This window comes from Paenibacillus allorhizosphaerae, from assembly GCF_042659105.1.
GTDB lineage: Bacteria > Bacillota > Bacilli > Paenibacillales > NBRC-103111 > Paenibacillus_G > Paenibacillus_G allorhizosphaerae.
The window spans coordinates 210,285-235,898 of sequence record NZ_JBHSRV010000007.1; the positions used below are offsets into that span (position 1 = coordinate 210,285).

The 25,614-nt window shown below is 53.6% G+C and carries 27 protein-coding genes and 1 pseudogene; 17 read left to right on the forward strand and 11 right to left on the reverse strand.

All coding sequences use genetic code 11. The features are described 5' to 3' along the window. Positions 1-264: 264 nt before the first annotated feature. Together ACFQI7_RS24140 and ACFQI7_RS24145 are read left to right on the forward strand one after the other, a co-directional pair. Positions 265-792 carry a phosphatase PAP2 family protein gene (locus ACFQI7_RS24140; RefSeq protein WP_218100117.1) on the forward strand — a complete coding sequence of 176 codons (528 nt, stop codon included), beginning with the start codon at positions 265-267 and terminating at the stop codon, positions 790-792. Positions 793-848: 56 nt separating this feature from the next. Continuing rightward, positions 849-1,982, forward strand: coding sequence for an MGDG synthase family glycosyltransferase (locus ACFQI7_RS24145; protein ID WP_218100118.1), 1,134 nt, complete (start codon positions 849-851; stop codon positions 1,980-1,982). A 94-nt stretch (positions 1,983-2,076) separates the two neighbouring features. Here ACFQI7_RS24145 and trmB read toward each other — a convergent pair whose 3' ends face one another. From trmB to ACFQI7_RS24160, 3 genes are all read right to left on the reverse strand, one after another. Continuing rightward, entirely contained in the window at positions 2,077-2,787 is a 711-nt protein-coding gene (trmB, locus tag ACFQI7_RS24150) for a tRNA (guanosine(46)-N7)-methyltransferase TrmB (RefSeq protein WP_218100119.1), read from the reverse strand. Positions 2,788-2,919: 132 nt separating this feature from the next. Continuing rightward, entirely contained in the window at positions 2,920-3,123 is a 204-nt protein-coding gene (locus ACFQI7_RS24155) for a hypothetical protein (RefSeq protein ID WP_218100120.1), read from the reverse strand. Between the two features lie 44 nt (positions 3,124-3,167). Continuing rightward, on the reverse strand, positions 3,168-3,692 hold the full coding sequence (locus tag ACFQI7_RS24160; RefSeq protein ID WP_218100121.1) for a WGxxGxxG-CTERM domain-containing protein: 525 nt from the start codon (positions 3,690-3,692) through the stop codon (positions 3,168-3,170). 199 nt (positions 3,693-3,891) lie between these two features. On the opposite strand from ACFQI7_RS24160, the gene ACFQI7_RS24165 reads away from it, so the two are divergent. Next, complete coding sequence (locus ACFQI7_RS24165) at positions 3,892-4,857, forward strand: TIGR01212 family radical SAM protein (protein WP_218100122.1); 966 nt, start codon at positions 3,892-3,894, stop codon at positions 4,855-4,857. Between the two features lie 5 nt (positions 4,858-4,862). On the opposite strand, the gene ACFQI7_RS24170 is transcribed toward ACFQI7_RS24165, so the two are convergent. Beyond that, the gene (locus ACFQI7_RS24170) at positions 4,863-5,204 is read right to left on the reverse strand and encodes a hypothetical protein (RefSeq protein ID WP_218100123.1); all 342 of its coding nucleotides are present in this window, start codon (positions 5,202-5,204) and stop codon (positions 4,863-4,865) included. Between the two features lie 79 nt (positions 5,205-5,283). Here ACFQI7_RS24170 and ACFQI7_RS24175 point away from each other — a divergent pair, with 79 nt between their 5' ends. The 3 genes from ACFQI7_RS24175 to ACFQI7_RS24185 all read left to right on the forward strand — a co-directional run bounded on the left by ACFQI7_RS24175 (position 5,284) and on the right by ACFQI7_RS24185 (position 7,278). Next, on the forward strand, positions 5,284-5,535 hold the full coding sequence (locus ACFQI7_RS24175; RefSeq protein WP_218100124.1) for a hypothetical protein: 252 nt from the start codon (positions 5,284-5,286) through the stop codon (positions 5,533-5,535). 92 nt (positions 5,536-5,627) lie between these two features. Further along, complete coding sequence (locus ACFQI7_RS24180) at positions 5,628-6,200, forward strand: tRNA (mnm(5)s(2)U34)-methyltransferase (RefSeq protein WP_218100125.1); 573 nt, start codon at positions 5,628-5,630, stop codon at positions 6,198-6,200. A 112-nt stretch (positions 6,201-6,312) separates the two neighbouring features. Continuing rightward, the gene (locus tag ACFQI7_RS24185) at positions 6,313-7,278 is read left to right on the forward strand and encodes a type I phosphomannose isomerase catalytic subunit (protein ID WP_218100126.1); all 966 of its coding nucleotides are present in this window, start codon (positions 6,313-6,315) and stop codon (positions 7,276-7,278) included. Positions 7,279-7,490: 212 nt separating this feature from the next. On the opposite strand, the gene ACFQI7_RS24190 is transcribed toward ACFQI7_RS24185, so the two are convergent. The 4 genes from ACFQI7_RS24190 to ACFQI7_RS24205 form a co-directional block, all read right to left on the reverse strand. Continuing rightward, positions 7,491-9,260, reverse strand: a complete 1,770-nt coding sequence (locus tag ACFQI7_RS24190; protein WP_218100127.1) for a B12-binding domain-containing radical SAM protein — start codon at positions 9,258-9,260, stop codon at positions 7,491-7,493. Positions 9,261-9,362: 102 nt separating this feature from the next. After that, positions 9,363-9,590 (reverse strand): hypothetical protein, encoded by a 228-nt coding sequence (locus ACFQI7_RS24195; protein ID WP_218100128.1) that lies wholly within the window; start codon positions 9,588-9,590, stop codon positions 9,363-9,365. A gap of 230 nt (positions 9,591-9,820) precedes the next feature. Continuing rightward, positions 9,821-10,915 (reverse strand): ABC transporter permease, encoded by a 1,095-nt coding sequence (locus ACFQI7_RS24200; protein ID WP_218100129.1) that lies wholly within the window; start codon positions 10,913-10,915, stop codon positions 9,821-9,823. Beyond that, on the reverse strand, positions 10,912-11,850 hold the full coding sequence (locus ACFQI7_RS24205) for an ABC transporter ATP-binding protein (protein ID WP_218100190.1): 939 nt from the start codon (positions 11,848-11,850) through the stop codon (positions 10,912-10,914). The genes ACFQI7_RS24200 and ACFQI7_RS24205 overlap by 4 nt, the downstream gene beginning before the upstream one ends. Before the next feature lie 174 nt (positions 11,851-12,024). On the opposite strand from ACFQI7_RS24205, the gene rlmD reads away from it, so the two are divergent. The 9 genes and pseudogenes from rlmD to ACFQI7_RS24250 all read left to right on the forward strand — a co-directional run bounded on the left by rlmD (position 12,025) and on the right by ACFQI7_RS24250 (position 20,055). Next, on the forward strand, positions 12,025-13,584 hold the full coding sequence (gene rlmD, locus ACFQI7_RS24210; protein ID WP_218100130.1) for a 23S rRNA (uracil(1939)-C(5))-methyltransferase RlmD: 1,560 nt from the start codon (positions 12,025-12,027) through the stop codon (positions 13,582-13,584). A gap of 526 nt (positions 13,585-14,110) precedes the next feature. Then, entirely contained in the window at positions 14,111-14,668 is a 558-nt protein-coding gene (locus tag ACFQI7_RS24215; RefSeq protein WP_218100131.1) for a 5' nucleotidase, NT5C type, read from the forward strand. 83 nt (positions 14,669-14,751) lie between these two features. Continuing rightward, positions 14,752-15,054, forward strand: a pseudogene (locus tag ACFQI7_RS24220) (DinB family protein); the annotation flags it as partial. 478 nt (positions 15,055-15,532) lie between these two features. Further along, the gene (locus tag ACFQI7_RS24225) at positions 15,533-15,880 is read left to right on the forward strand and encodes a PadR family transcriptional regulator (RefSeq protein ID WP_218100132.1); all 348 of its coding nucleotides are present in this window, start codon (positions 15,533-15,535) and stop codon (positions 15,878-15,880) included. After that, positions 15,867-16,883 (forward strand): HAAS signaling domain-containing protein, encoded by a 1,017-nt coding sequence (locus ACFQI7_RS24230; protein WP_218100133.1) that lies wholly within the window; start codon positions 15,867-15,869, stop codon positions 16,881-16,883. Before ACFQI7_RS24225 ends, ACFQI7_RS24230 begins: the two co-directional genes overlap by 14 nt. A gap of 369 nt (positions 16,884-17,252) precedes the next feature. Next, positions 17,253-18,125 (forward strand): 23S ribosomal RNA methyltransferase Erm, encoded by an 873-nt coding sequence (erm, locus tag ACFQI7_RS24235; protein ID WP_230415139.1) that lies wholly within the window; start codon positions 17,253-17,255, stop codon positions 18,123-18,125. A gap of 116 nt (positions 18,126-18,241) precedes the next feature. Then, entirely contained in the window at positions 18,242-18,976 is a 735-nt protein-coding gene (locus ACFQI7_RS24240; RefSeq protein WP_218100135.1) for an alpha/beta fold hydrolase, read from the forward strand. A 65-nt stretch (positions 18,977-19,041) separates the two neighbouring features. Further along, positions 19,042-19,488, forward strand: coding sequence for an NUDIX hydrolase (locus ACFQI7_RS24245; protein WP_218100136.1), 447 nt, complete (start codon positions 19,042-19,044; stop codon positions 19,486-19,488). 15 nt (positions 19,489-19,503) lie between these two features. Then, a complete protein-coding gene (locus ACFQI7_RS24250) occupies positions 19,504-20,055 on the forward strand; it encodes a histidine phosphatase family protein (protein ID WP_218100137.1) in 552 nt (183 codons plus the stop codon). Between the two features lie 56 nt (positions 20,056-20,111). Here the strand turns inward: ACFQI7_RS24250 and ACFQI7_RS24255 are convergent, their stop codons facing one another. Next, positions 20,112-20,654, reverse strand: coding sequence for an AAA family ATPase (locus ACFQI7_RS24255; RefSeq protein ID WP_218100138.1), 543 nt, complete (start codon positions 20,652-20,654; stop codon positions 20,112-20,114). Positions 20,655-21,140: 486 nt separating this feature from the next. Between ACFQI7_RS24255 and ACFQI7_RS24260 the strand changes: the two genes are divergently transcribed. Together ACFQI7_RS24260 and ACFQI7_RS24265 are read left to right on the forward strand one after the other, a co-directional pair. After that, positions 21,141-22,346, forward strand: a complete 1,206-nt coding sequence (locus ACFQI7_RS24260; RefSeq protein WP_218100139.1) for a YecA family protein — start codon at positions 21,141-21,143, stop codon at positions 22,344-22,346. Between the two features lie 45 nt (positions 22,347-22,391). Continuing rightward, positions 22,392-23,798 carry an MFS transporter gene (locus ACFQI7_RS24265; protein ID WP_218100140.1) on the forward strand — a complete coding sequence of 469 codons (1,407 nt, stop codon included), beginning with the start codon at positions 22,392-22,394 and terminating at the stop codon, positions 23,796-23,798. Positions 23,799-24,041: 243 nt separating this feature from the next. On the opposite strand, the gene ACFQI7_RS24270 is transcribed toward ACFQI7_RS24265, so the two are convergent. Both ACFQI7_RS24270 and ACFQI7_RS24275 read right to left on the reverse strand, forming a co-directional pair. After that, positions 24,042-24,869, reverse strand: coding sequence for a 1,4-dihydroxy-6-naphthoate synthase (locus ACFQI7_RS24270; RefSeq protein WP_218100141.1), 828 nt, complete (start codon positions 24,867-24,869; stop codon positions 24,042-24,044). Next, a complete protein-coding gene (locus ACFQI7_RS24275) occupies positions 24,866-25,573 on the reverse strand; it encodes a futalosine hydrolase (RefSeq protein WP_218100142.1) in 708 nt (235 codons plus the stop codon). The genes ACFQI7_RS24270 and ACFQI7_RS24275 overlap by 4 nt, the downstream gene beginning before the upstream one ends. Between the last annotated feature and the right edge of the window lie 41 nt (positions 25,574-25,614).

Genomic DNA, 25,614 nt, shown 5'->3' on the forward strand with positions numbered 1-25,614 from the left:
GCCGATTCGCCGGATTAACCGGCGTGTACTTCGGATACAATGGTAACAGGAATCAATGGTGTTTTGCCACCCCTGCCGCCCGAATTCCCCGATCGAATAATCGGTCCTTGCGCGATGTACTTAATAAATAAACATGAACCGTCATGTTGAAACAGCAAATGAAACGCTGCGTTCATACCGCGTTGATACTGCTCTAACAAAACGGTGTTATTTTATATATAGATCGCCGGTATCGCTGATTCCGGGCAGGGAGGTGCAACCGCATTGAGTCGTGTCGCGACATGGCTGCTGCAGCATGAAAGACGTCTGTTTTGTTTTGTCAACCAGAGGATTCACCATCGAGCGCTCGATTATTTGTTCGGCGCCATTACGCATTTGGGAGGCGCCGCGCTCAGCATTCTGCTCGCCCTGTGCTTTGCTGTATTTGCCGAAGGCAGCCTGCGACTGGCAGGTATTCAAAGCTGCGTAGCGCTTGCCGTAAGCCACGTTCCCGTCGCCATTATGAAGAAAAAATTTCCGCGACTTCGTCCTTATCTCGTCGTTCCCGACGTCCATACGTGCAAAAATCCGCTGACCGACCATTCGTTCCCGTCCGGCCATACAACGGCCATATTCTCCATCGCCGTGCCGCTGGCACTGATCCATCCGCTCCTTGCGGCGATTTTGCTCCCGCTGGCATGTCTCGTAGCCTTCTCGCGTATATATTTAGGACTGCACTACCCGTCCGACTGTCTCGCCGGCTTTGTCATCGGGGCGGTTACGGGCTTGTCGACCGTTGCATTTTTCGGGTAAAAGCATTAATGTTAAATTTGTGCAATTCACTTGGTACAAGGTGTGGTGAACCGCCAATGCGTAAGAAGAGAGTCTTGTTACTATCCGAGGGCTTCGGCGCGGGGCATACGCAAGCGGCTCATGCCCTGTCCGAGAGCCTCCGCATGATCTCTCCCGAAATCCAGACACGCGTGCTCGAGCTCGGAAGCTTCCTGCATCCGACGCTGGCCAGATGGATCTTTACCGCATACCGTAAAACGGTATCCAATCAACCGAAACTGTATGGCATCGTATACCGGTCTCAATATAAAAAATCGCTTAACCGCTTTACCCAGTTGGCACTTCACCGTATTTTTTATGCGCAAACCGCCGAAGTGATCCACCAGCTTCGTCCCGATACCATCGTGTGCACACATCCGTTCCCCAGCGCCGTCATATCCAGGCTGAAGCGTTCGGGGCTGGACGTGCCGTTATGTACGGTAATTACCGATTATGACGCTCACGGCACCTGGGTCAGTCCGGAAGTCAACAAGTATCTCGTCTCAACGGCAGACGTCAAGGAAAAGCTGCTCAGCCGCGGCGTTCCGTCCGATACGGTCAAAGTGACCGGCATTCCGGTTCACCCCAACTTCTGGCAGCCGCATAACCGGGAGGAGCTTCGTGCCCGTTTCGGCCTGAAACCGATTCCGGCCGTGCTTGTCATGGGAGGCGGCTTCGGGCTTGTTAACGACGAGTCGTTTCTCGGCCATCTGACCCGCTGGCGGGAGCAGATCCAAATTACGATATGTCTCGGCCATAACGACAGAGCGATGTTCGAGCTGGCGGAGGACGAACGTTTCCGGCATCCGCACATTCGGCTGCTCGGGTTTACGAAGGAAATCGATAAATGGATGGACGTTTCGGATTTGTTAATTACGAAACCCGGTGGAATGACCTGCACGGAAGGACTGGCGAAAGGAATTCCGATGCTGTTCTATAAGCCGATTCCGGGACAGGAAGAAGAGAATTTGCAATACTTTGCCCAGCACGGGCTCGGGGAACAGATCAAATCGGCGGAAACGATTGATCACTGGTTCCAATTGTTAGTCGATCATTACCCCGATGTCGTCCAGCGCCGCGATGCGTTGACCCACAGCATCGAACCGTACAATCCGGCCCATTGCTCGCAGGCGATCGTCGAAATTCTCCAGCAACTGGCAGCGAAATCATAGTAGTGATTCGAATGCCGCTCGCATCTCATGCCGGAAGGCGGCATCAAACAAAAAAACCATGGTCTCGCCGCAAGCGGCTCCATGGTTTTCTTTTTTACCGATCTTGACCGATCGCCAGCTGCCGCAAATGATCGGCCAGCGCTTGCTCGCCAATAACCACTTCCAATCGGTGTATCGGCATGCTCCGTTCGTAAAACTTCGTTTCGTATTCCGTCATGATTAAATCGGTTCGCGGCCCTTCCGCATGCAAATCGAGCGAAATGTTGCGCATGCGCAAACCGAGATCTGCGAATGAATTGAGCGAAAACTCAAATAAGGAACGGGAGTCCGTTTTAAAATGAATTTGTCCGTTAGCATTTAATATGCCGGCATATTTGTTTACAAAATCACTATGGGTCAAACGCCGCCGGGCATGCTTCTTCTTCGGCCATGGATCGCTGAAATTCAAGTAAATCCGCTCGATCTCATCCTTACCGAACATGTTCTCGATGGATTCGATGTTGTACCGGACCAGGCGCAAATTGCTCAGATCGCCTCCATGCTCCTCCCGGGACTCTCTGGCCTTTTCGCAGCCGCGGCGTATAAGCTCGTCATACATATCGACGCCTATGTAATTAATATCCGGGTTGAGCGCGCTGAGCTGGCTTATAAACCGCCCTTTCCCCATCCCGAGCTCCACGTGAATGGGACGGTCGTTACCGAACACGGTCGACCACTTTCCTTTAAACTGTTCAGGCTGCAATACTGCAAGTTCCGGCTGCGCCTCCAGCGCCTCCAGAATCCCTTTCCGACCTCTTAAGCGCATAATAAAATGTAAACCTTCCTTTAACCGATTTTCGTACCGCTTCAGGCTTAGATTATACTCTGAATCGGATAGAAAGAAAAGAACCGGCTAACCGCCAAACAACAGCGCGATCAGCCGGTTCGTACCGCCAGGTCAGGCTTCGAGCAGTTGATAATGGATTTTTCCCGTTTCCGGAAGAATCATCGTCTCGATGGTCTTCCGTACTTTTTTCCTCGCCTCCACAGCAACCCGCGGGTCATTGTTGAAACGAATGCCGGCTGCAAGAGCCATTGCTTCCTTCAAGGAAAGCTCCACCGTCACCTTCTCTTCGCCATGACAAACCGTAATGTCGTCCATAGCACATCACCTCACTGGAAAGAAAGTGCGAGCGAAGACGGCTGTTATCTTACTTCGCGCTCATCCCGGTTGCGTCCGCGCATACCGGTCAGACCAAGAAGTCCCAGCAGACCAAGCCATCCCCAGTTCGAACCGTTGTTTGTCGCGTACGGACGGGCCGTATTCGTACGGTAGTTAGCCGTGTTATAGTTCCCGCCGTAGCCGTAACCTGTGCGGTCATTGGCGTTCGTATAAGTGTTCATCCGGTCAAGCATATGGTCGCTGTAGTTGCGAACCGTATTGCCTGTTGTCGTGCCAGTCGTACCGGTCGTGCCGGTTGTTGTGGCGCCGTAAGCACCGGAAGTCGTGCCTGTCGTTCCCGTTCCATAGGTTCCGGCTCCGTAATTTCCGACCGTTCCAGTGGCCGTACCTGTCGTACCGGTAGCCGTCGTTCCGGTTGCACCGGTTGTCGTACCGTACGTGGTGGAAGTGGTGCCTGTCGTGCCAGCCGTTTCGGCCAAAGCTTGACCGCTAAAGCCGATCGTTGCCGTTACCGCCAAAGCCAGTACCGTTTTTGCAAACTTATTCATGGGTTAAATTTTCTCCTTTCGGATACTGTTTTTATAGTGCAATTAATAATGCAGCGGCTTGCAGTCATAGCATGATCTCCGCACGTTGTTCTTATCCTGCGCGCGTTCTGGAGGGTTTTGTTAGAGACGAAAGTTCGCTTTTATCGCGATTTTTCGGTAAAATAGAAGCATATTCGCCTTTGTGAAAAGAGGAATTCGCATGCAACAGCTGGATACGGCTCCTCCCCGCTTATGGGGAGATAAACGCTTCCATACCTGGAATTACGAAATGAGAGAACAGTTCGGCACCAAAGTGTTCAAGGTGATGCTGGATGCCGGCTTTACTTGCCCGAACCGCGACGGCAAAATCGCAACGGGCGGCTGCACCTTTTGCAGCGCGCGGGGTTCCGGCGATTTCGCCGGTAGCCGCAGAGACGACCTGGTGACACAATTCAACAAAATTCGCGACCTGCAGCATCAAAAATGGCCGGAAGCGCAATATATAGGTTATTTTCAAGCGTATACCAACACATATGCGCCGGTGGATGAGCTGCGCGAATATTATGAAGCGATTTTGCAGCAGCCGGGCGTCGTCGGTCTGTCGATCGCAACTAGGCCCGACTGCTTGCCCGACGATGTGGTCGATTATTTGGCCGAGCTGAACGAGCGCACTTATCTGTGGGTGGAGATGGGGTTGCAAACGATTCACGAAAGCACCTCCGCGCTGATTAACCGGGCGCATGATACGGCTTGTTATGCGGACGCCGTCGCCAGATTGAGAGCGCGCGGCATTCGCGTCTGCGCTCACATTATTTACGGCCTGCCGCAGGAGACGCATGAGATGATGCTGGCTACAGGCAAGGCTGTCGCGGCCATGGACGTGCAGGGGATCAAAATCCATCTGCTGCATCTGATGCGCAAGACGCCGATGGTCAAGCAATATGAAGCTGGTTTGCTTCAATTTTTGGAAAAGGACGAATACGTCAAGCTGGTCGTCGATACGCTGGAGTTGCTCCCGCCAGAGATGATCGTCCATCGGTTGACGGGCGACGCGCCGCGCGATTTGCTGATCGGACCGATGTGGAGCTTGAAGAAATGGGAAGTGCTAAACGCCTTTGACGCGGAACTAACCCGGAGAAATACGTGGCAGGGCAAGCTTTGGAATCCGCAGCCGCAGATTGGATAACCGATTCAAGGAGCCTGCACCCTTATCGCGTTCCACCAGCGTTTATAATAGTAGACACGGCTCAAATTCAAGGAGGGATGACGGGTGAAACGAATGTTGATCGTAGCGGCGGCACTCGTGTTTGCCGCCGGCTGCGGCAATCGGCCGGCAGCGCCGACCCCGGCGCCGGCACCGGAATTGCCCGTCGTCGCAACGACGGAGCCAGGTCTTGGCACGCCGCCGAAAGCGGAACCGGCCGCCCCCGAGGCGACCGATACCGCGCCGGCGGGCGGCGCAAGCGGCGAAGCCGACCGCGGCGGCCAAGCTTCGCCACCGGCGGTAAAGCCGTCGGCACCGTCTGCTGCCACCCCGCAGCAGCAGCAGCAGCAGCAGCAGCAGCAGACGCAGGCGCCGGTGGTGACGCCGCCGAAAGCGCCCGCCGCGGAGATGCCGAGTGCGCCCGCGCTGCAGGAGCCCGCGATCGCGACGGCACCGCCGGCAGCGGCGAAGCCGGAGGACAGCGGCGGCAAAGCGGCGCCGATGCCGACCGATTTGATCGCGCCGCCGAAGCTTGAATCGTCTGGCGCTGCGTCGCCGTCTTCGGCCGATGCGACCTCGTCGGCGCAATCGCTGTTCGAATCGACCTGCGCGGTCTGTCAGGGCGGGAAGCTCGAAGGCGGCAAACCGCCTCGCCCGTAGCCAGGTTTTGAATACCATTCGTACCGCTACGTACCGTCGGATTCCGGCGGTTCTTTATTTGTCATCTTTTCGCAAGGGAAAGGAACATCGCCGTGGGATTCGTATCGATCTTAAGCTTCACCCATCAATTGGTCAAAGAACGCGTCTCGCCCGGAGACACGGCCGTGGACGCGACGGCAGGCAACGGTGTAGACACGCTGTTCCTGGCCGCGCTGGTCGGTCCTAATGGCGTCGTACACGCCGTTGATGTTCAAGCGCAAGCGCTGCGCAATACCGCAACGCGATTGAACGAAGCGCTGCCGGATCATCGGACGCTACTGCATCACCGAAGTCATGCCGAGCTGCAAAGTATCGTACCTACAGACCGGTGGGGACAGGTTGCCGCCGTGATGTTCAATCTCGGCTACTTGCCCGGTGACGATCATGCCACCGTGACGCAGCCCGATTCCACGCTGACCGCACTCGCGGCGGCAGCGGAAGCGATCCGGCGCGGCGGCATCATTACCGTGGTGCTATATACCGGCCATCCCGGCGGCAAGGAAGAGGCTAACGCCGTGGAAGCATGGGCTGCCGCGCTGCCGCAAAAAGCGTATCAAGTACTGCAGTATCGCTTTTTTAACCAAAAAAACAATCCGCCTTACTTGCTGGCCATCGAGAAACGGTAAGGATGCGTATCGGTTTACTATAGAAATACGGACGCCGGCTTGCTATAATCCAATCTATAGATTCGACAGGCGCGATGAGCGCGAAAACTAAACCAAGGAAGCAGGGAAGACATTGAAGCCATATCCGTTGCAATGCAAACCTGAGTTTAAAGAACGCGTCTGGGGTGGAAGAGCCCTGGAGCGGTTCGGACTGAATTTGCCGGAAGGTCATATCGGGGAAGGCTGGATGATCGGGGATCATCCGAACGGCACGACCTCGGTCGTGAACGGAGAGCTTGCCGGCATGGGACTCGATCAAATTCGCGAGCAGTATGGCGAAACGTTTTTCGGCAGCAAAGGCTTTTCCGAGAAAAACGGCCGATTTCCGCTGCTGATCAAGCTGCTCGATTGCCAGGACGATCTGTCGGTACAAGTCCATCCGAACGATCATTACGACCGTTTGCCGAAAGGCGAGCTGGGGAAAACGGAAATGTGGTACATTCTGGATGCAAAGCCGGGCGCCAAAATCATATACGGTCTCAAAGACGGCGTAAACCGCGAACAGCTTGCCGCCGCCATCGAGCAAAACCGGATCATGGATTGTCTGAACGAGATCACGGTAGAACCCGGCGATTCCTTCTATATTCCGGCAGGAACGGTACACGCGCTTGGCGCTGGCATACTCGTCGCCGAAATTCAGCAAAACTCCGACAGCACGTATCGTCTATACGATTACGACCGGCTCGGTCTTGACGGGAAGCCCCGCGAGCTGCACATCGAAGATTCGCTTAGCGTCATCGCCTATGAAGGATCGGGCGCTACTTATATGAAGACGGAGCTGAGCCGCGCAGGCGAATGGTTGACGCTTGCCCAATCGCCGTTCTTCGTTACGGAGAAAGGCGAGGTCGACGGCGCGTGGAGCTTAAGTACGCTTTCCGATAGCTTCGTCATTCATATCATTTGCGAAGGAACCGGATCAATCCGCTATGCGGACGGCGAGCTTCAGGTGAAGCCCGGCGAATGCTACCTGCTGCCGGCCAATCTGGGCAGCTACGAGCTGACGGGCCGCATGACCGTACTGCGCAGCTATTTGCCTTAATGCGATGATCAGCCAATCCAATGTAAATGTATGCAATCCCTGGACGAACGGCAAATCAAGTATGGCGAGCAGACAAGCCTGTCACTTAAAGAAGTCGTTCCAGAAGAAATAGGTGAAGCAAGCGCGCCGGTGCCGGTGCTGCAACCGACGAAACATAAAAAGCAGGCATTCGGAACCGCCGAAAGCCTGCTTGCTTATCCTTTTGCAGTATACTACGCTTTGCTTGTTTCCAGCGCCATCGTGAACGACGCCGGGCGTCCGCCGGCCGCATCCGGCGAAAAATAAACGATCAGCAATTGCTCACCCGTCATGTCCATTTCCCCGGACGCCAAATAATGATCCATCCGGAACGGCACGACCTCGATCATCACATGCTTGTGAAGTTCCTTCTCTCCGATGCCAAGCGCGGCGAATTGCGGCGATACGTCCTCGGGCCGCTCTGCCAAGCGGCGCATATATTGCCCCTGCTGCTGCTTGTCCAAGGTGAAATCCCACCAAATTTTGCGGGGCTTGTACTTATGGTTCATGAAATAATCGAGCTTCATCAGTCCCTCGATCACTTCCATGCCTTCCGTCTTTCGATGCGTTAGAAATGCATGCAGCCGGGTAAACAAATCCTCGAGCTGATGGCCGATCTTCTGCCAGCCCCGCTCTTCCCAATAATCGCCGAACTCCTGGAAAAAGTCGAACGCCGACGCAAACTCCCGTTTGATGAGATAGCTTACCGTATGGTCCATCCGATGCGCGTTCCAATATTTCTCGAGCACATCCTCCACCCGCTTGATTCGCACCAAGTCGGAGAACGGCAAAATCCGGTTGCCGAGAATTTCATAAGGCGCATGATCCATATAAATATAGCCGTACTGCTCCGCATCGTTTCGCATGCCGGTCCCGCGCAGCATTTTCAAGAAGCCGAGCTGCAGCTCCTCCGGCCCCAAGGCGAACACATCATTGAACGTTTTACGGAACGATCCGTAATCTTCCTCCGGCAGCCCGGCGATCAAATCGAGATGCTGGTCGATTTTGCCGCTTTCCTTTACCTTCGTTACCGTCCGGGTCAGCTTCGCAAAATTTTGCCGGCGCTTCACTAGGCTGTTCGTCAAATCATTGGTCGATTGTACGCCGATCTCGAACCGGAAAATGCCCGGCGGCGCGTTCTCCGCGAGGTAATCGAGCACCTCCGGCCGCATAATGTCGGCCGTAATCTCAAATTGAAACACGCATCCGCTGTGATTCTGAATGAGAAATTCAAATATTTCCATCGCGTAATCGCGCTTGATGTTAAACGTCCGGTCGACGAATTTGATCAGCTTGGCGCCGGAACGGATCAAGTAGAGCAGGTCGCTCTTCGTTCGCTCCATATCGAAGTAACGCACGCCTACTTCTATAGAAGAAAGACAAAATTGACAGCTGAACGGACAGCCCCGGCTCGTTTCGAAATAAACGACCCGGTTCGCCAAGCTCGGAACATCCTCGGCAAAACGGTGCGGCGTCGGAATGTCATCCAGGTTCAGTTTCGGCCTCGGCGGATTGAGGATCACCCGATCTTCTTTGCGGTACGCGACGCCGAATACGCTGTACAGCGCCCGGTCTCCCTTCAGCTCCGTCAGCAAATGATGGAACGTCTCTTCCCCTTCGCCCATGACGATATAATCGACCTCCGGCAGCCGGTTCATCCAATATTCCGTATCATAGGACACTTCGGGCCCGCCGAGTATGATGGTCAGTTCGGGCATAATCTTCTTGAGCATGCCGATCACGACGATCGTCTCTTCGATGTTCCAAATGTAGCACGAGAACCCGACCACATCCGGCTTCCGCTGATACAGATCGGACACGATGTTCATGGCCGGGTCCTTGATCGTATACTCCGCGATCTGGATATTGTGAAAATCCCGCTCGCTATAAGCTTTCAAGTAACGAAGCCCGAGCGAGGTATGGATGTATTTGGCATTCAACGTAGAGAGTACAATATTGTTCATGAGGTGAAACCCTTCTTTTATCCAAAATAATATCCCTATTCTACACGGAATCCGAATCGAACACAAAAAAAAGAAATGGAACCTCTCGGTCCATTTCCACATTTACAATAGAAACGATTGGCTTTGCATCGCTTCGGTATCCGGCGACAAGGCCGCGAGCACAAACTCGTCTTGTCCTTCTTCCTTCCACGTGCTTGCTTGTGTCTTGAGCTGCGTATCCATCTGTTCTTTCTCTGTCATTAACGCGGACACGTCTCCCTCCGACCGATTGATCGTGTGTTGGAGCCGGTTGCGCTGCTCGAGCCGTTTGGCCAACTGGTACAGGATCATGCTACGTTGATCTTCCTTTCGCTCATAAGTTCTTGCTTCTATGCTACCGTGCGAACATGAAGACAAGATTAAGGGAACATCAATAAAGTATTAAATCCCCTCACCCACTATATGCGGCTTCCAGGATATAGCATTTCCCAAATGTATGAAAAATATGTGAAAAGGCTTCTGTCTATTTGCGTTTACCCTAGCCGTTTACGGAAAAACCGACGCGCCCAACGGCTGCCGCCTCACTCCCATTTGAACGTGAAGCAGGCGATTCCAAAAGCAATAACGAGCCAGCCGCCGAGCAGCAGCGCCTGCCAGCCGACTTCCATCAGCCCCGCTCCTGCATTCATCACTTGCCGCAGCGCCGTCGTCAAATGGGAAATCGGGAGCAGCTTGACGATGGGCTGCAAAAATTCGGGCATATTTTTGATAGGAAAGAAAACGCCGCCGAGAAACATCATCGGAAACGAAATGAAGCCGGCGATCGGCCCGGCGCTTTCCGGCGTCTTAGCCAGCCCGGCGATGATGAAGCCGATCGACATGAACGTCAGCGTGCCAAGGACGATGAAGCCTAGCAGCAGTAGCCAGGAGCCGTTCACCCGGGTACCGAAAAACACCGAACCGATGAGCAGCACAATGACCGCCTGCGCACCGTTCAGCAGCAGTCTTGCGGTAATTTGCGCCGCAATGAACGTCGACGCGCTGAGCGTCGTGCTTTGCATCCGCCGCAGAACGCCCCGTTCGCGCCAAGAGGCGATTTGCCCCGCAACGCCGTTCAAATTGTTGGACATGATCATCATCGCTACAATGCCGGGGACAAGGAAGTCGATGTACGACAGCTTCAAGGCTTGGACCGCTTCTGCATCCAGCGTTATTTTCGGCATATACCCGGACAGCTTCTTGTCGATGCCGTCAATAATCGGGGAAATCAGTTGAAGCCCGACCTGCGAGGCAGCGGCGTTCGTCTCGTCGTAATATACTTTGATCGCCGCGGGCGCGCCGTGCGGTTTCTCCACCTGCTGCCCGTACCCTTTCGGGATGACGATGACGAGCTGCGTATCCCCATGCTTCAAGTCGTCCAGCGCCGGAGAAATCTCCTTGGCATCCTGCAAATCCAACACGACATTGCTTTTTAAAGCCTGCACCAATGCCGTCGAAGCGGAGCTCCGGTCCAAGTCGATCAAGTTGCCCGACACCGTCACCGGATTTCCTTTGCCGAGGAACGATCCGAGCATGACCATGAAGAAGATCGGAAAAAAGAGCGTCCACATCAACACTTGCCGGTTTCTGGCAAACAACCGGAGCTGACTGACGGTCAGCTGAATATACGCATTCATTCTTCCCTTAAGCTCCTTCCCGTCATGTGAATGAAGACGTCCTCCAACGTCGCCGTCCGCGTCTGCAAATCGTGCACCTTCCACCCTTTTTCCTCGGCGAGCGCAATCAGGTCGACCAGCGACGTTTGCAGTTGATCCGTGTACAGCACATACACCTCTTTGCGGCGGTCCACCTGTTTCACCTCTTTCCGCTCAGCCAAGGCGTCCCTCACCTGCTGCTCCTGCTCTTCCGTAAAATCGTCGCTTCCCTCGAGCCGGAATTCGATCGCGCTATCCGACTGCAAGCTGCGAACCAAGTTTCGCGGGGTGTCGAGCGCGATGACCTGCCCGCTGTCCATCAGGCAAATCCGGTCGCACAGCACATGCGCTTCTTCCATATAATGCGTGCTGAGCACGACCGTCTTGCCCCGCTCCTTCAGCCGCAGCACAATATCCCACAACGTCCGGCGCGCTTGCGGATCGAGTCCCGTCGTCGGTTCGTCCAAAAACACAACCTGCGGGTCGTTCACGAGCGCAAGCGCAATGGCCAGCCGCTGTTTTTGCCCGCCGGATAAATGCTTGACGCGGTCGTTTCGTTTTTCCTGCAAAATCATATCATCCAGCAGAGGCTCTATCGGCACCGATACCGAGTAGAAACTTGCGTACATGCGTACAATTTCATGCACTTTGAGCAAATCGAACAACGACGTCGATTGGAGCTGTACGCCGATCACCTGCTTCACTTTCTTCAGCTCGGTCCGGGTATCGTATCCGGCAACCACCGCATGCCCGCCATCCGGCCGGCGCAAGCCCTCGATCATTTCCATCGTCGTCGTTTTCCCGGCTCCGTTCGGTCCGAGTAGGCCGAACACTTCTCCTTTGTACACCTCGAAATGAACGCCTTTAACCGCCGTAAAATCGCCGTATTTTTTGATTAAACCATCCGCTCTGATCATGATTTCTGGCGCCGACAACTTTCCCGCTCCTTTGCACACGCTTTATCCAAACCTTGCTCCAGTATACCATTCGTGCCGGCGCATTGCACTGGACAAAGGACGGGCGATTTCTCCCTGGACGGCCTCCGTGGTATAGTAGTAGCATCGATTAAACGAAACGGAGCGAACTTAGCTATGGCACCTTTGAATCCCGACTCAACATCCAAACCGAACCCGACGAAATCTCGATCCTATTCGAATAACAATAACGATGGAAATGCCGGTAAAAAGCATTCCTCCGGCCCTGGGCGCGGCAAGCCTGGCACTGCCCCGGGCCCAACCGCGTCTGCCAAAAAGCAATCGGTTACGCCAGAGGCGCAGTCGATCGGAATCGGCGACCGGATCGTCGTCACGATCAAGCGGATCGGCATCAACGGGGAAGGCGTCGGCTACTACAAGCGCAAAGCGGTGTTCATTGACGGTGCGCTGCCGGACGAAGTTGTCAAAGCGACGGTTACGAAGTCGGAGCCGACCTACCTGCTCGCCGAGCTGACAGAGATCGAGAAGCGGTCGCCGGACCGCCAAACGCCGCCGTGTCCGGTATACGACCGCTGCGGCGGCTGTCAGCTGCAGCATCTGGCGTATCCCGCGCAGCTGCGCGCGAAGGAAGAGCTGATCCGGGAATCGTTCCACCGCTATACCGGCACCGCTCCCGAAGCATTGCCGCTTCGCCCGATTGCCGGTATGGACGACCCGTGGGGCTACCGCAACAAAGCGCAGCTTCAGGTCGGCAACGTCGACGGGCATGTGCTGACCGGCTTGTATTCGCCGGGGACGCATAAGCTAGTCGACATCAGCGGCTGTCCGGTACAGCATCCGGCGATCAATAGCGTCGTCGAACACGTCAAGAAGCTGCTGCACGAGCTGCGCATCCCGATCTATCACGAGCGTACCCGCAAGGGCATCGTTCGCACCGTCGTCGCCCGCGCCGGAACGGAGAGCGGCGAAGTGCAGCTGACCTTCATCACCGCGGCGGATCATATCCCGCAGCAGGAAGCGCTTGTACGGCTTATCCGCGAAGCGCTGCCGCAGGTGACGACCATCGCCCAAAACGTAAATAAAGGCGTAGCTCCGCTCGTATTCGGCGACAAGACAACCGTGCTATGGGGTAAGGAGCGGCTTGACGAGACGCTCGGCAGCGTCCGCTTCTCCTTGTCGCCGCGCGCCTTCTTCCAGCTCAACCCGTCGCAGACGGTGAAGCTGTACGATGCGGTCAAGGAAGCGGCCGCCCTCACCGGCGACGAGCTGGTCGTCGACGCCTATTGCGGCACGGGCACGATCGGGCTGTGGCTTGCCCCACAAGCTCGCGAGGTGCGGGGCATCGAAGCCGTTCCCGAGGCGATCGAAGATGCCCGGGACAATGCGCGCGCGAGCGGAGCCGCGAACGCGCAGTTTTTCGTCGGGCGCGCCGAGCGGCTGCTACCCGAATGGGTGCAGCGCGGCGTCCGTCCCGACGTCGTCGTGGTGGACCCGCCGCGCACCGGCTGCGAGCGGCCGCTGCTCGACGCGGTCGCGCTGGCGAAACCGGCACGGCTCGTCTACGTGTCGTGCAACCCGTCCACCCTGGCGAAGGACTGCCAGGTGCTGTTCGGGCACGGCTACCGGCTGGAATGGATTCAGCCGGTCGACATGTTCCCGCATACGTCGCATGTGGAGTGCGCCGTGTTGTTAAAGTGGGCGGGTACCAAGAAGTAATGGGCAGTTTCCTTTCTTTTTATATATAAACCTACTAACATTAAAAGGCGCGGGTTTCTGCAACCCGCGCCGTTACTTGTATTCATTTCATTTTCAAGTAGTAATGAACAATTCCCTCGTCACAAATCGCGTATAGCTCTCCGGATAGAACGCCTTGCATCACTGATATTTTTCCGTGCGTCATCCAGGCTGTCAAGCGCATCCCGAAGGTCGCTTTCTTGTTTAGCCCGATATGGTCTCTTTTTTACTGGAGCTACTTTCGTTTTTACGGGAGTTACTCTTTTCTTGATAATTTTCACGGCCATTTAAAATCACCTCCAATTTTGAAGATATTTAATCATATGCCGAAAACGAAATCCCGCTTCATGCTGCTGACTATCTTTATAGTAACTATACCTAAATTTCATTAATATGTACGATGCCCTAACCTCCCTTGGATTTGCTGCGATGCTCATAGCTCTAGTCCAACATATGGTATACTATTTACAAAAATAAACAGAAATCCAAAGCAAGGAGTCGTTGCCTGTTGCATATCGGAATCGATTTAGACAACACCATTCTCGATGCTACCTCGGCCCATTTACAGTATTATAATCAGGTGTCCGGGTTATCGCTAACACCCGGCGATGTTAACGATTTTTATATATACCGCTTGTACGGATGGGATGATGAAAAACGAGATGCGGTTTATCATCAATATGGACATGACATACATTGGAATTCATCGCCATTGCCGATGGCAGTAGAAATATTACAGCAGCTATTTCTTAAGCATCAAATATCCATCATTACTGCACGACCGTTGCTTTTTCATGATGTAACCGTCGAGTGGCTGAAGCTCCACAAAATCAATTATCATACCATCGCATTTACCGAAAACAAACTCCAGCATTGCATCCATTCCCATGTAGATGTGCTGGTTGACGACGGTCCTCATTATGCGGAGGAGTTCGCTCTTGTTAATAAGCCCGTTATTTTATATGAACAGCCTTATAATCTGAACGTTACGAGTGCGTTCGTCTATCGTGCTTCCAACTGGATCGAAGTTAAACAGCATGTTGATGACTTGGAGTCTAACGAATAGCGATTGGATGAGGTATGAAGTAAGTCTGCCGCCTTGTTAAAATTGAATCCCCTCAAGATCACTACGGAGCCGTCGTATGAATTTTTGATCGTTATTCGCATTTACATGATCGCGCCGAAAAAACGATTGAGCAAACATTGTTTGAATTTAAAACGATCCGAGCACATAGCATAACCAAACTTAAGGCTATAATCGATTCAGAACTGCATTTGGAATTGACGGGTTCACACCCCGCATTCGGCACAGTGAAGGTAAGAGAATTGCTTTCCACTTGGGTTGTTCATGATTTAACGCATATCACGCAAATCGTAAGAGTCATGGCCGTGCGGTACAGTACGGACGTTGGACCTTGGAAACAATATTTAGGTATATTGCAAAAACAATGACAATTTTAGCGAAAGATCTTTATTATTGGCCTCTGCCAACTACATATCATCAAAAAAAGACAAGCAACCGGAGCCGCTAAAAGGCGGGCTAAGGTTGCTTGTTTTTTTGTGCATCTCCCCCCGCACTACATACACAGCATGGGAACGATCGCAATGTAATCTCATTCGTATTTCCCCTGCGCCGACGTTATTTCGTGTGACCCGGTATGGATAGGTTATCGACGACCGCAGAAGCCAGTGGGATGCAGTATTTTTCGCTAGCGGGCGCCAACTCATCCTTTACTTCAACCGACTCCCTTTTTCAGGCTACCGTTGCGAGGGCCAACGTTAAAACGAAAGCCTCAAAGCGGTTTGTTCTCAACAGACTAAAAATTACAATATTATAATTCCTATATTGCTTTAATTTTCATGATAGTGTATTATACACAGTATAAGCGATAGTGTATGACGCATAGTATGAAGCACAAGAGGTGGATCGATGAGTACTTTACTGAGTTCTCTGACGACAGAGTTACGGAGAGGGACACTGACGTTAGCCGTATTAAGCCAGCTGCGTACACCTAAATATGGATATTCGCTCGTTCAAATTTTGGAAGCGCGCGGGATCGCGATTGACCAGAGTACGTTGTACCCCCTGCTGCGTCGTCTGGAGAAGCAAGAGCTGGTGACGAGCAGTTGGGATACGTCGGAAAGCAGACCGCGCCGTTATTATGAGTTGAGCGAATTCGGCACGCAGATCTATGAGCAGTTAAAAAAAGAATGGGAAGAGACAACCCGGGAACTGAACATTTTATTAAAAGGAGAGGACATCATTGAACCTGATTGACCTTTATATTCATGAAGTGACGCGTAGGCTACCTGAAAAAAATCGTGCAGACATTGCGCTTGAGCTGCGTTCGACGATTGAAGATATGCTGCCGGATGAGTATTCGGAGCAAGACATCAAGTCCACCCTATCGAAGCTTGGAAATCCGGCAATTCTTGCAAATGGTTACCTGGATCGACCGATGCATTTAATCGGACCGCGTTTTTATGATCTGTATATCCAGTTGCTAAAAATGATTTTGCCTGTATCCATAGCGATTTCCATCGTTTCCGTCATAGCGAATCGTGTGATCGCATACGACGGGAGCGAAGCGGTGCTGAACGTCATACTCGATACGATTGGGCATGGAATTTGGAGTATTTTGAGTGGAGCGATTCAAGTGTTTTTCTGGTTAACGATCGTGTTCGCTTTCCTGGAACGCACTTCGCATCCAAAAGCCAATATTACCTGCACCTCTCATTTCAAAGAATGGGAGCCTGATGATTTGAACAAAATCCCCTTTATCCCTAAAGAAAAGGCGATTTCCAAAGGGGAAGTGTTCGGCAGTTTACTGTGGACGGCCATCTGGGCATCCGTTTATTTTAACGCCGCCCATCTGGTGGGCGTGTATGAGAAAGGACAGGATGGCCTTATTTTCGTAACACCTACTTTCAATCAAGAAGTGCTTCTTTCCTATTGGCCGCTCGTCGTCATCGTAATCGGTCTTGAGGCGGCCTCGGCCATCTATAAATGGACTACCGCGCAGTGGACCCGAAAAGTCGCCTTACTAAACGCTGCGTTCCATCTCGTATCCTCCATCATATTTATTGTCGTTATTAGCGACTCCCGATTGTTCAATACCGCCTTCGTATCGTACATGACGGATTTATTTACAATGACGGACGAAACGAAAAACGGGATCTACGGGCTGGTTGTCTTTATATTCGTGATCTTCGCAGTGATCGACGCCTATCAAGGCTTTCGCAAAGCAAATGGGCACCGAAACAAAAAGTTGAATCTTTGAAAATACAAAAGCCACTTCGATCCGAAGTGGCTTTTTCATCAACAAATGAGGATTCAGGTGATGTCATGCCGGAGAGCCTCTACAATATTCCGGGTCGAATCGTCGTTATTTTTGCTGCTGCAAGTTCCCCGCTACCCGCCCCCCGCATTGTACGATTCAAGATGGATCTGCTATACTGGGAACTGTACTTCCCTATGAACCTAATGATCAAGGAGGTTCCTCCTTTTTATGTGCGGCATGGCATTTATTCGTATAAGGTAGTTTAAGGTACAGAACAATGGTCCCTACCATTTTTTATGAAATGGCTCGGGTCTATTTGGGCTGTGCCTTTTTCATTCCTTATTACGAATGAATGAGGTGCTTTTTTTCGTGTCCAAAAATAAAGAAACGCATCGCGGAACGTTCGGGGTATCGCCTAACTTTTCAGCGCAGCATCTATTGATCAATAAACGATTGATTCATGATTTGATTGATCTTGCGAACATCATGCCGTGCGACACAGTGCTCGATATCGGTGCGGGGGCGGGAGCCATTACATTCCCGCTGGCGGAGAAAGCGGCCACCGTGCTGGCCATAGAAAACGATCCTGTTTACGTCACAAAATTAGCAAGCAAGCTGCGGGAAGGAACGAACATTCGTATCAAGCCGGTTGATTTTTTACGGTTGGACCTTCCCGGGAAACCTTTCTCCGTCGTCTCCAACATTCCGTACTCGATTACAACGCCGATACTCGGCAAACTGCTGGACCAACCCACGGTACCGCTGCAGCGTGCCGTACTCGTCATAGAGCACGGGGCAGCCAAACGTTTCACCGCGTCCCCCATAACGGACCCGCGCATTCTGAAATGGCGCATGTGGTTTGATATCCGGATCGTTTGCACCGTATCGCCCGATCATTTTTCACCGCGGCCCCGCGTGAATTCGGCGGTCGTTGCTATAAGCCGAAAGAAGAATCCCGCTGTTCCGCCGCAGCATCATGCAAAATTCGCGGCGCTTGCCGCGTATGGGCTATCGCGTCCGCAGCTTCCGTTTTTTGCAGCCTTGGCGGACATTTTTTCAGCTCCGCAAATGGCACGGCTCGTGAAAGCGCTCGGAATCGAGCGAACCCAGCCTATCGGGGCGCTCCGCGAACAACAGTGGGGAACATTGCTGCTGGCCATGCTTCAGCATGTCGAGCCTCACCGATGGCCGAAAATGCCGAAAATGGCGAAGAACGTTACACGGAAAAAGAAACGGCGGTGACAGGAACCACGCAATAGAAATTCCATCGTAAATGGATGAAACGCAGCTTCCCTGACCGAAACTGGCAGGGAAGTTATTTTATGATAGCGATATCACCTATTCGAGGAGACGTCATAATGAACCCTACTGTTACCGAAGAGCAAAGTTTGGAATCGATCGGCTTCGTATTTATTCACGGCGCAGGATTGAACAGCGGAATATGGAAGACAGTCGCCAATCAACTGGAGTATCCGTATTTGCTAGTCGATTTCCCGCAGCGGCAAAGCCCGAAAGCCATGCGGCATCACCTGACGCTTCACGATTACACCACCCATATCCAAAAACAAATCGAAGCTTGGAAAGTAAAAAAATTTGTCATCGTCGCGCATTCGTTAGGCGGTATCCCCGCGCTTCAGATCGCCTCGGCGATGCAGGATCGACTGGCAGGCTTTGCCGCAGTCGGAGCAGCCATCCCGGCAAACGGCGGTTCATTTCTTTCCATCATGCCGCCTGCAAAACGCGCCATGATGCATGTTCTTTTGCGCGTATTCGGCACGCAGCCCCCGGAATCGGCCATACGCAGCGGGCTTTGCAACGACCTGACCGCGGAACAGACGGAGGAAATCGTTCGCGGCTTCGCACCGGAATCGATTAGAGTCTATACGGATCGGACCGAAGCCCCCATCCCGAACGCCCCGAAACTGTATGTCAAGTTAACCAATGACCGGGAGTTCGGATTGCCCCAGCAAGACCGCATCATATCCCATCTCGCCCCGGACCACGTCGAGCTACTGGATGCAGGACATTTGCCGATGCTCAGCAAGCCGAACGAGTTACACCGCGCGCTGACGGACTTTTTAGCCCGCATTTAGCCGTTCCATAAAACAGCAATTTATGATAATATATCCTCTTTAGATCTTATCGGGAGGTATTTGGCGTGAGCGAGCTTATGCAAGTCAGAGTGACGGGAATTATTGTGGAGAACGATCATATCTTAGCGGTCAAACAGAAAGTAACGGCGGGCCGAGAATGGTCTTTGCCCGGCGGGCGGGTCGAGCGAGGAGAAACGCTGGAGCAGGCGGTCATTCGAGAGATGGAGGAAGAAACGGGAATCGCAACCAAAGTCATCAAGCTTCTGTACGTATGCGATAAGCCGGATGCCGATCCTTCCTTGCTGCACATCACCTTCTTATTGGAGCGGCTTCACGGCGAGCTGCGCCTGCCTTCCAACGAATTTGATCGCAATCCGATCCAAGACGTAGCGATGATCCCTGTGCATAGGCTGGAGGCGTATGGATTTTCGGAAAAATTCATGAAGCTGGTTCAGGACGGATTCCCTGAGGCCGGGAGCTATCAGGGGTTAAAGCGCAATATCGGGCTGTAACAAAGGAGTGATCTTATGAAGAAAATATACGTCATCAGACATTGCAAGGCTGAAGGGCAGGCCGCCGGCGCCCCGTTAACAGAGACCGGACTGAAGCAAGCGGCGCTGCTTGCCGATTTCCTTTCCGATCGGGACATCGATTCGATTACTTCCAGCCCCTTCGAAAGGGCGTACCGGACCATCGAGCCATTAGCCCTACGATTGCGTCTCCCTATCGCAACAGACGACCGATTAGCCGAACGGGTGTTGTCGGTTCGCCAGCATCCCGACTGGCGCGAGCGGCTTCGTTCAACATACGATGACATGGACCTTTGTTTTGAAGGGGGCGAGTCCAGTCGTACGGCCATGGGCCGGGCCGCTAACGTTGTCAAAGAAGCGCTCGCCAGCGAGCATCGCAATATCGCGGTCGTCTCGCACGGCAATCTGATCTCGCTGCTGCTGAAACAGTTTGACGAGCGGATCGGTTATGCGGAATGGGAAGCATTGACCAATCCCGATGTGTATCTTCTCTCGTTCTCCGCCCCGCTCCAGCATCCCCCTGACATACGCCGTATATGGACAGATTGACCGCGCGGGCTCGAACCGCGATGGCTTTATGGCACGATCATGCCGCTAGGATCTGATCATTCGATCATCGCTTCCCTCGGTGCTCGATGCCATATTTCATCGACCGTTTGTTCAGGCGTCAGCCCGGATGAATCGATCCACATGCCGATCCGCGGCGTTTCCTTTCGCAGCACATCGTCCAGATCGGCTACGGTCCATATGCCGTAGCCTGTTTTGGTACGCGAAGCTTCTCTCGCTGCAACCACGTCCGCTCTCGGGCACAGGACGACAACATATAACGGCCGGCTCCGGACATAAGCAATAAAGTCATGCAGCAGCGGCCCGATCACGACGTCCTGCATAACGACGGAAAAGCCGTTTTCGCAGTAGGTGTCCGCAGCTTGCGCCGTTAACCGGTACCGCAGACGAAGCTGCTCCAGCTGCCGCTCGTCGGCGTTCGGATGCACCTCTTGCCGATCGTTCACGATCATCTTGCGGAACAAGTCCCCTCTCAAATGAACCGACGAAGCCAATCGTTCCGACAGCAGCTGTGCGACGGTCGATTTCCCGCTGGCCATGATGCCGGTTATGAGCACCATCCGTTGTTCGCTCCATGCCATGCGTTATTCCCCTCCTGCCTCATTTTCTCTAAAGATGTACTTCCTATCAGTATAGTTATTTTTCCCCGCCGGTTGTAGGAATCGTTACGTTATACTTAAACTCTCCGACAGCACCCAGACGCTCCATTCGCAAATAAAGTTCCAAATCGCCGGTACGCGGCTCTCGTTGCAAGCGCTTAGCATCAGCACTGCTGCTCAGCTCCGATGAATCGGGCGTCAGTCAGATGAGCATAACATATTATATAGTAGTAACTTAATGGATGCCGTTTTTCGCAAAAAGAATCAGTAATATTTATCCAATAACTACCTATATAAGGGAGTATATATCCCATCGGCACCTGCAAATCGCGTCAGAAAAGCATTTCCTGTTGGCAAATTGTTCGTTTTAAAGTAATCTTGATAGATGACGGGCGATATATGGATATCCCACCCTATTCGCAGTAATCGCGAATGGGGGTTTTAACTGTTCGGAAAGGATGAGTAAGCATGGTCAAGAGCCTGAATGCAGCCGACCAGAAGAGGCTGCTGGAAGCCTTGGAGAAGGCCAAAGAAACAAGAAAAAAAATGGGGGCTAAGGAAGAGGAGCAGCGCTGGCTGCCGTTCGAAGAACCGCTCGACCTCGCCAATTGCCTTGGGAAATTGACAAAGAACGAATTGTCGACCATTCGGGGCCATTTGGATATAAAAGGAGTAAGCTCGCTGAAGAAGCAGGAGCTCATCGAGAAGCTGGTAGACAAACTGTCGGCCATGCTGCCCGTTCTGCTTGGCAAAATGGATGAAACCCGTTACCGGATTTTGAAGCAAGTCGCAAGCCGCGGCGGTCGTGCCTTGCTTCTCCTTGAACCGCAGCAGCTCGATTACTTCAAGCAGCGGGGCTTGCTCTTCACGGGAACGTATAAAGGAAAACGCACCCTGCTCATGCCCCAGCCGCTCGCAAAGAGCTTCGAAGCAGCGGACAGCCCCTCCCTTCGCGAGACGGTTCACCGAAACACGGAATGGATTCAGCTCACGCAAGGGATGCTGTTTAACTATGGCACGCTCAACATTGCCGAGCTGGACAGCTTGATGAAGCAGCATACGGGCACGAATCTGAATTTGGATGCGTATGTAACGGTCATAGAGGACTCCTTGCCATTCTATAATGGTATCAAGCGAAGCGCTCAAGGGTACTCTCATATTCGCGTTTGGGACGATGAAAAAGTGAAACAGGAGCACCAGTCCAGACCCGATTTGCCGTTCTATCCGTTCACGAAGTCCCAGTTGAAGCTGGCCGGTGAACCCGATTTCGTCGACCGGAATGCTACATTCCAAGCCTTTTTCGATTTCATCAAGAATCATTATGAAATATCGTCCGACGAGGCAGACCATCTCGTGGAAGAATGCGTATATGCCATCCGGAACGGGGAGTTGCCCAATCGGCTGCTCGAATATATGCAATCCCAGATGGACATCAACGACCTGGAACTGCTCAAAGCGTTTATGGCGCATATTATGATGCTTCACAATTCGACCCGGCAATGGGATCTCAAAGGATACGCGCCCGACGATCTCTCCGCTTCCCGCAACGGGAAATCCCCGACACAACCAACGGCCAAAGCGGACGTAATCGATCTGGCGGCGAAAAAAAACGTGGGCAGAAACGACCCTTGTCCTTGCGGCAGCGGAAAAAAATATAAGAAATGCTGCGGATAAGTAATCGATGATTCCTACTAAGGATAGGTGGAGAACAAAATAAATATGCAATCACAAGCAGCCGGCAAAAACAATGAAGACGCGGCGCCGTCAAACCGGCTCGTTCAGGCGCTTTGTTTCGTGCTTTTTTTCTCGGTGATGAACGCTACGATGTTTAATGTGGCTTTGCCGGACATTGCTGCGGAGTTCCGGCTCGCACCTTCTGCGGTAAGCTGGACCGTCACCGGCTATTCCGTTCTGTATGCGCTCGGTTCTTTGCTGTTCGGCAAGCTGGCCGATAAATATCCACTCAAGCAGCTGATTACCATCGGTTTGCTGCTGTTTTCCGGCGCGTCCGCCGTCGGTTTTTTCGCCGATTCGTATGCGCTCGTGCTTGTGTGCCGGCTGGTACAGGCGGCTGGCGCATCCTGCGTCCCGGCTTTGGTGATGCTTATTCCGGTGCGGTTTTTCCCTCCGGAACAGCGGGGCCGGGTCATGGGCGTGATCGCATCGACCATCGCTTTCTCCTCCGGACTCGGTCCGATTGTCGGCGGATTTATCGCAGGTCATTTTCATTGGAACGGTCTGTTTCTCATTTCGCTGCTTGCGCCGGTCGCGCTGCCGTTCATCCGCAAGTCGCTCCCGCACGAGGAAGTTCGTACGGGGGAAAAAGTGGATTTGATCGGGGCGGGGATGCTTGGGGCAAGCGTCGCTTCGTTCATGCTGTCGGTCACTCAGTTTAGCCTGGCTTGGCTTGCCGCAAGCGCCGTTCTGGCGGCATGCTTCTTCTTGCGAGTTCGCAAAGCTCCCCACCCGTTCATCCGGTTGTCTTTGTTTCGTATTCCCGGCTTCGTTCACGGCCTGATTATCAGCTTCATCGCTTTATTCTCGGTATTCGGCATTTTTCTAACGACACCCATGATGTTAAAAGCGATGCATAACCTGGATGCGCAAGCCATCGGCTTTGTTTTGTTTCCAGCGGCCATGCTTGCTGCGGTGATGGGACGGCTCGGCGGCAAGCTGACCGATTCCCGGGGCAGCCGGTTCGTGCTGCTGCTTGCGTTCAGCCTGTTCATTGCAGGTCTAGTGTGCCTTTCGTCGTTTACCGGCTTGTCGCCGTGGATCATCGCTTTTTGTCTGCCGCTGATCAATGTCTCGTTTACGTTCGCACAAGCCGCCTTGGCCAAAATCGTTTCCTCCACGCTGCCGCGCGAGCAAACCGGAATCGGTATGGGCGTATACAATCTGGTCAACTTTTTGTCCGGCGCCATCAGCGGAGCGGTATTGAGCAAAACGGTGGAGTTCGACTGGGCCGCCTTGAACGTGAATGCCGTCGGAGCGTCTTCCACGTACGGAACCGTATATTTGATATTAGCCGGCATTCTTGTCGCCAACATCATTCTTGTAAGCATGAAGCTCGAAAAGCCGATTGACGCCGTTCGGACGATACAGCGGAGCAGCGCCAACGGGTAAACGAACGATACACGTTAACGGCGACCATAACGATTCAAAGCATGGATTCATGCATGAAATAAAAAAATGAGCGCTTCCCGCTATCTTGGGAAGTGCTCATTTTTTTCGTTTATCAACAATCGCTGCAGCCGTAAGGGATCGGTAGGTTCGCCGCAACGCCTTGGCAGAAGCGAGCGGAGTAGCGGCGATCAGCCGTCCGTCGATTGCGCCGCATGCTTACTTCTTCCCACTGCCGTCACCGTATCAGCGCAGCAGCGCCAAATCTACCTTCGGTACAAGCCCTTCCTCTGCAGCCCGGCCGAGCAAAGCCGTTACGGCCGCATATCCGTCTTCGCCCAAATCGGCGGTAAATCGGTTAACATACAGATCGATATGCGCTTGTGCCACTTCCGGAGACAGCTCCTGCGCATGGCTCATCACATACGACCGGGATGCCTCCGGGTTTGCCCATGCATATTCGACCGAGGCGCGAATCCATCCGGCGAGCGCTTCCCGGTCCATGGAACGGCGGGCGATAATCGCCCCGAGCGGAATCGGAAGGCCGGTGTCAGCTTCCCACCAGTTCCCCAGATCCGAGAGCAGCGTCAGCCCGTATGTAGGATAAGTGAACCGGGCTTCGTGGATCACAAGTCCCGCGTCGATTTTTCCATCCCGCACGGCGGGCATAATTTCATGGAACGGCATCACCACAATTTCGCCGACGCCTCCCGACACATTTTGTGCCGCCCAGAGACGGAATAACAGATAGGCCGTCGAGCGCTCGCTCGGTACGGCGACGCGTTTGCCGGACAATGCCGCAGGCTCTGTCGCTTCTTTCGCCAATACAAGCGGGCCGCAACCTCGTCCTAACGCCCCTCCGCAAGGCAGCAGCGCGTACTCGGACAGCACCCAAGGAAGAGCCGCATACGAAATTTTGAGCACTTCCGGTCCGCCCGGTTGAGCCGCCAAATTGTTCGTAATGTCGATGTCGGCGTACATGACGTCAAATTTCGGCGCACCGGGCACGAGCCCGTGCACCAAGGCATGGAATACAAACGTATCGTTCGGACATGGAGAAAAAGCAATATTCATGAGAACACCTCCGCTATGATGGAACTTACCGTTTCCAGCGCGTCCAATGCTTCCTTGATTCGCCATGCGGACCGGTCGCGCGGGCCGACCGCATTCGAGACGGCGCGAATTTCGAGGATGGGCAGCCCGAAGTGGCGGGCTGCGACGGCTGCGCCATAGCCTTCCATCGCCTCGGCCGCTGCGCCCGGCACCCGCCCGGACAGCTCCAAAGCTCCCTCCGCGGTGCCCGTCACGGTCGATACCGTGAGCACCGGGCCGGAGACGGCGGGCAACCCGGCGGCCAGCAACGCCCCTGTCAGGCGAGCCGCCGAGCCGCCGTCGACTTCAGCGCGAGCCGAGCCGAAGCCCAGCTCGTCCAAGCTGATGAAGCCATCCGGCGATTGCGCCCCTAAATCCGCGGCGACGATCTCGCTCGCAATAACGACCGTGCCGATCTCGGCTCGTCCGGCAAACCCGCCGGCAATGCCGGCATTGATCACAAGGCCGTATCCGGCTTTGGACAACGCCAACGCCGCGGCCGTACGAGCCGCGGTCGCCGCCGAACCGACGCCGGACACGATCACGTCAATCCGGTCACACTTACCGGCGAGACCGCGCTCCACCGCCTCTTTCTCCGCGGCAACCGAGGTGACGATCAGGATACGCGTTCCCGCACCGGATAGGCCGGTAACGTCGGTCGTTCCTATTTGTGCATCCAAGCTCATTTTATTCGATTCCCCTTATCGGCGTATCTTGACTCGTTCCT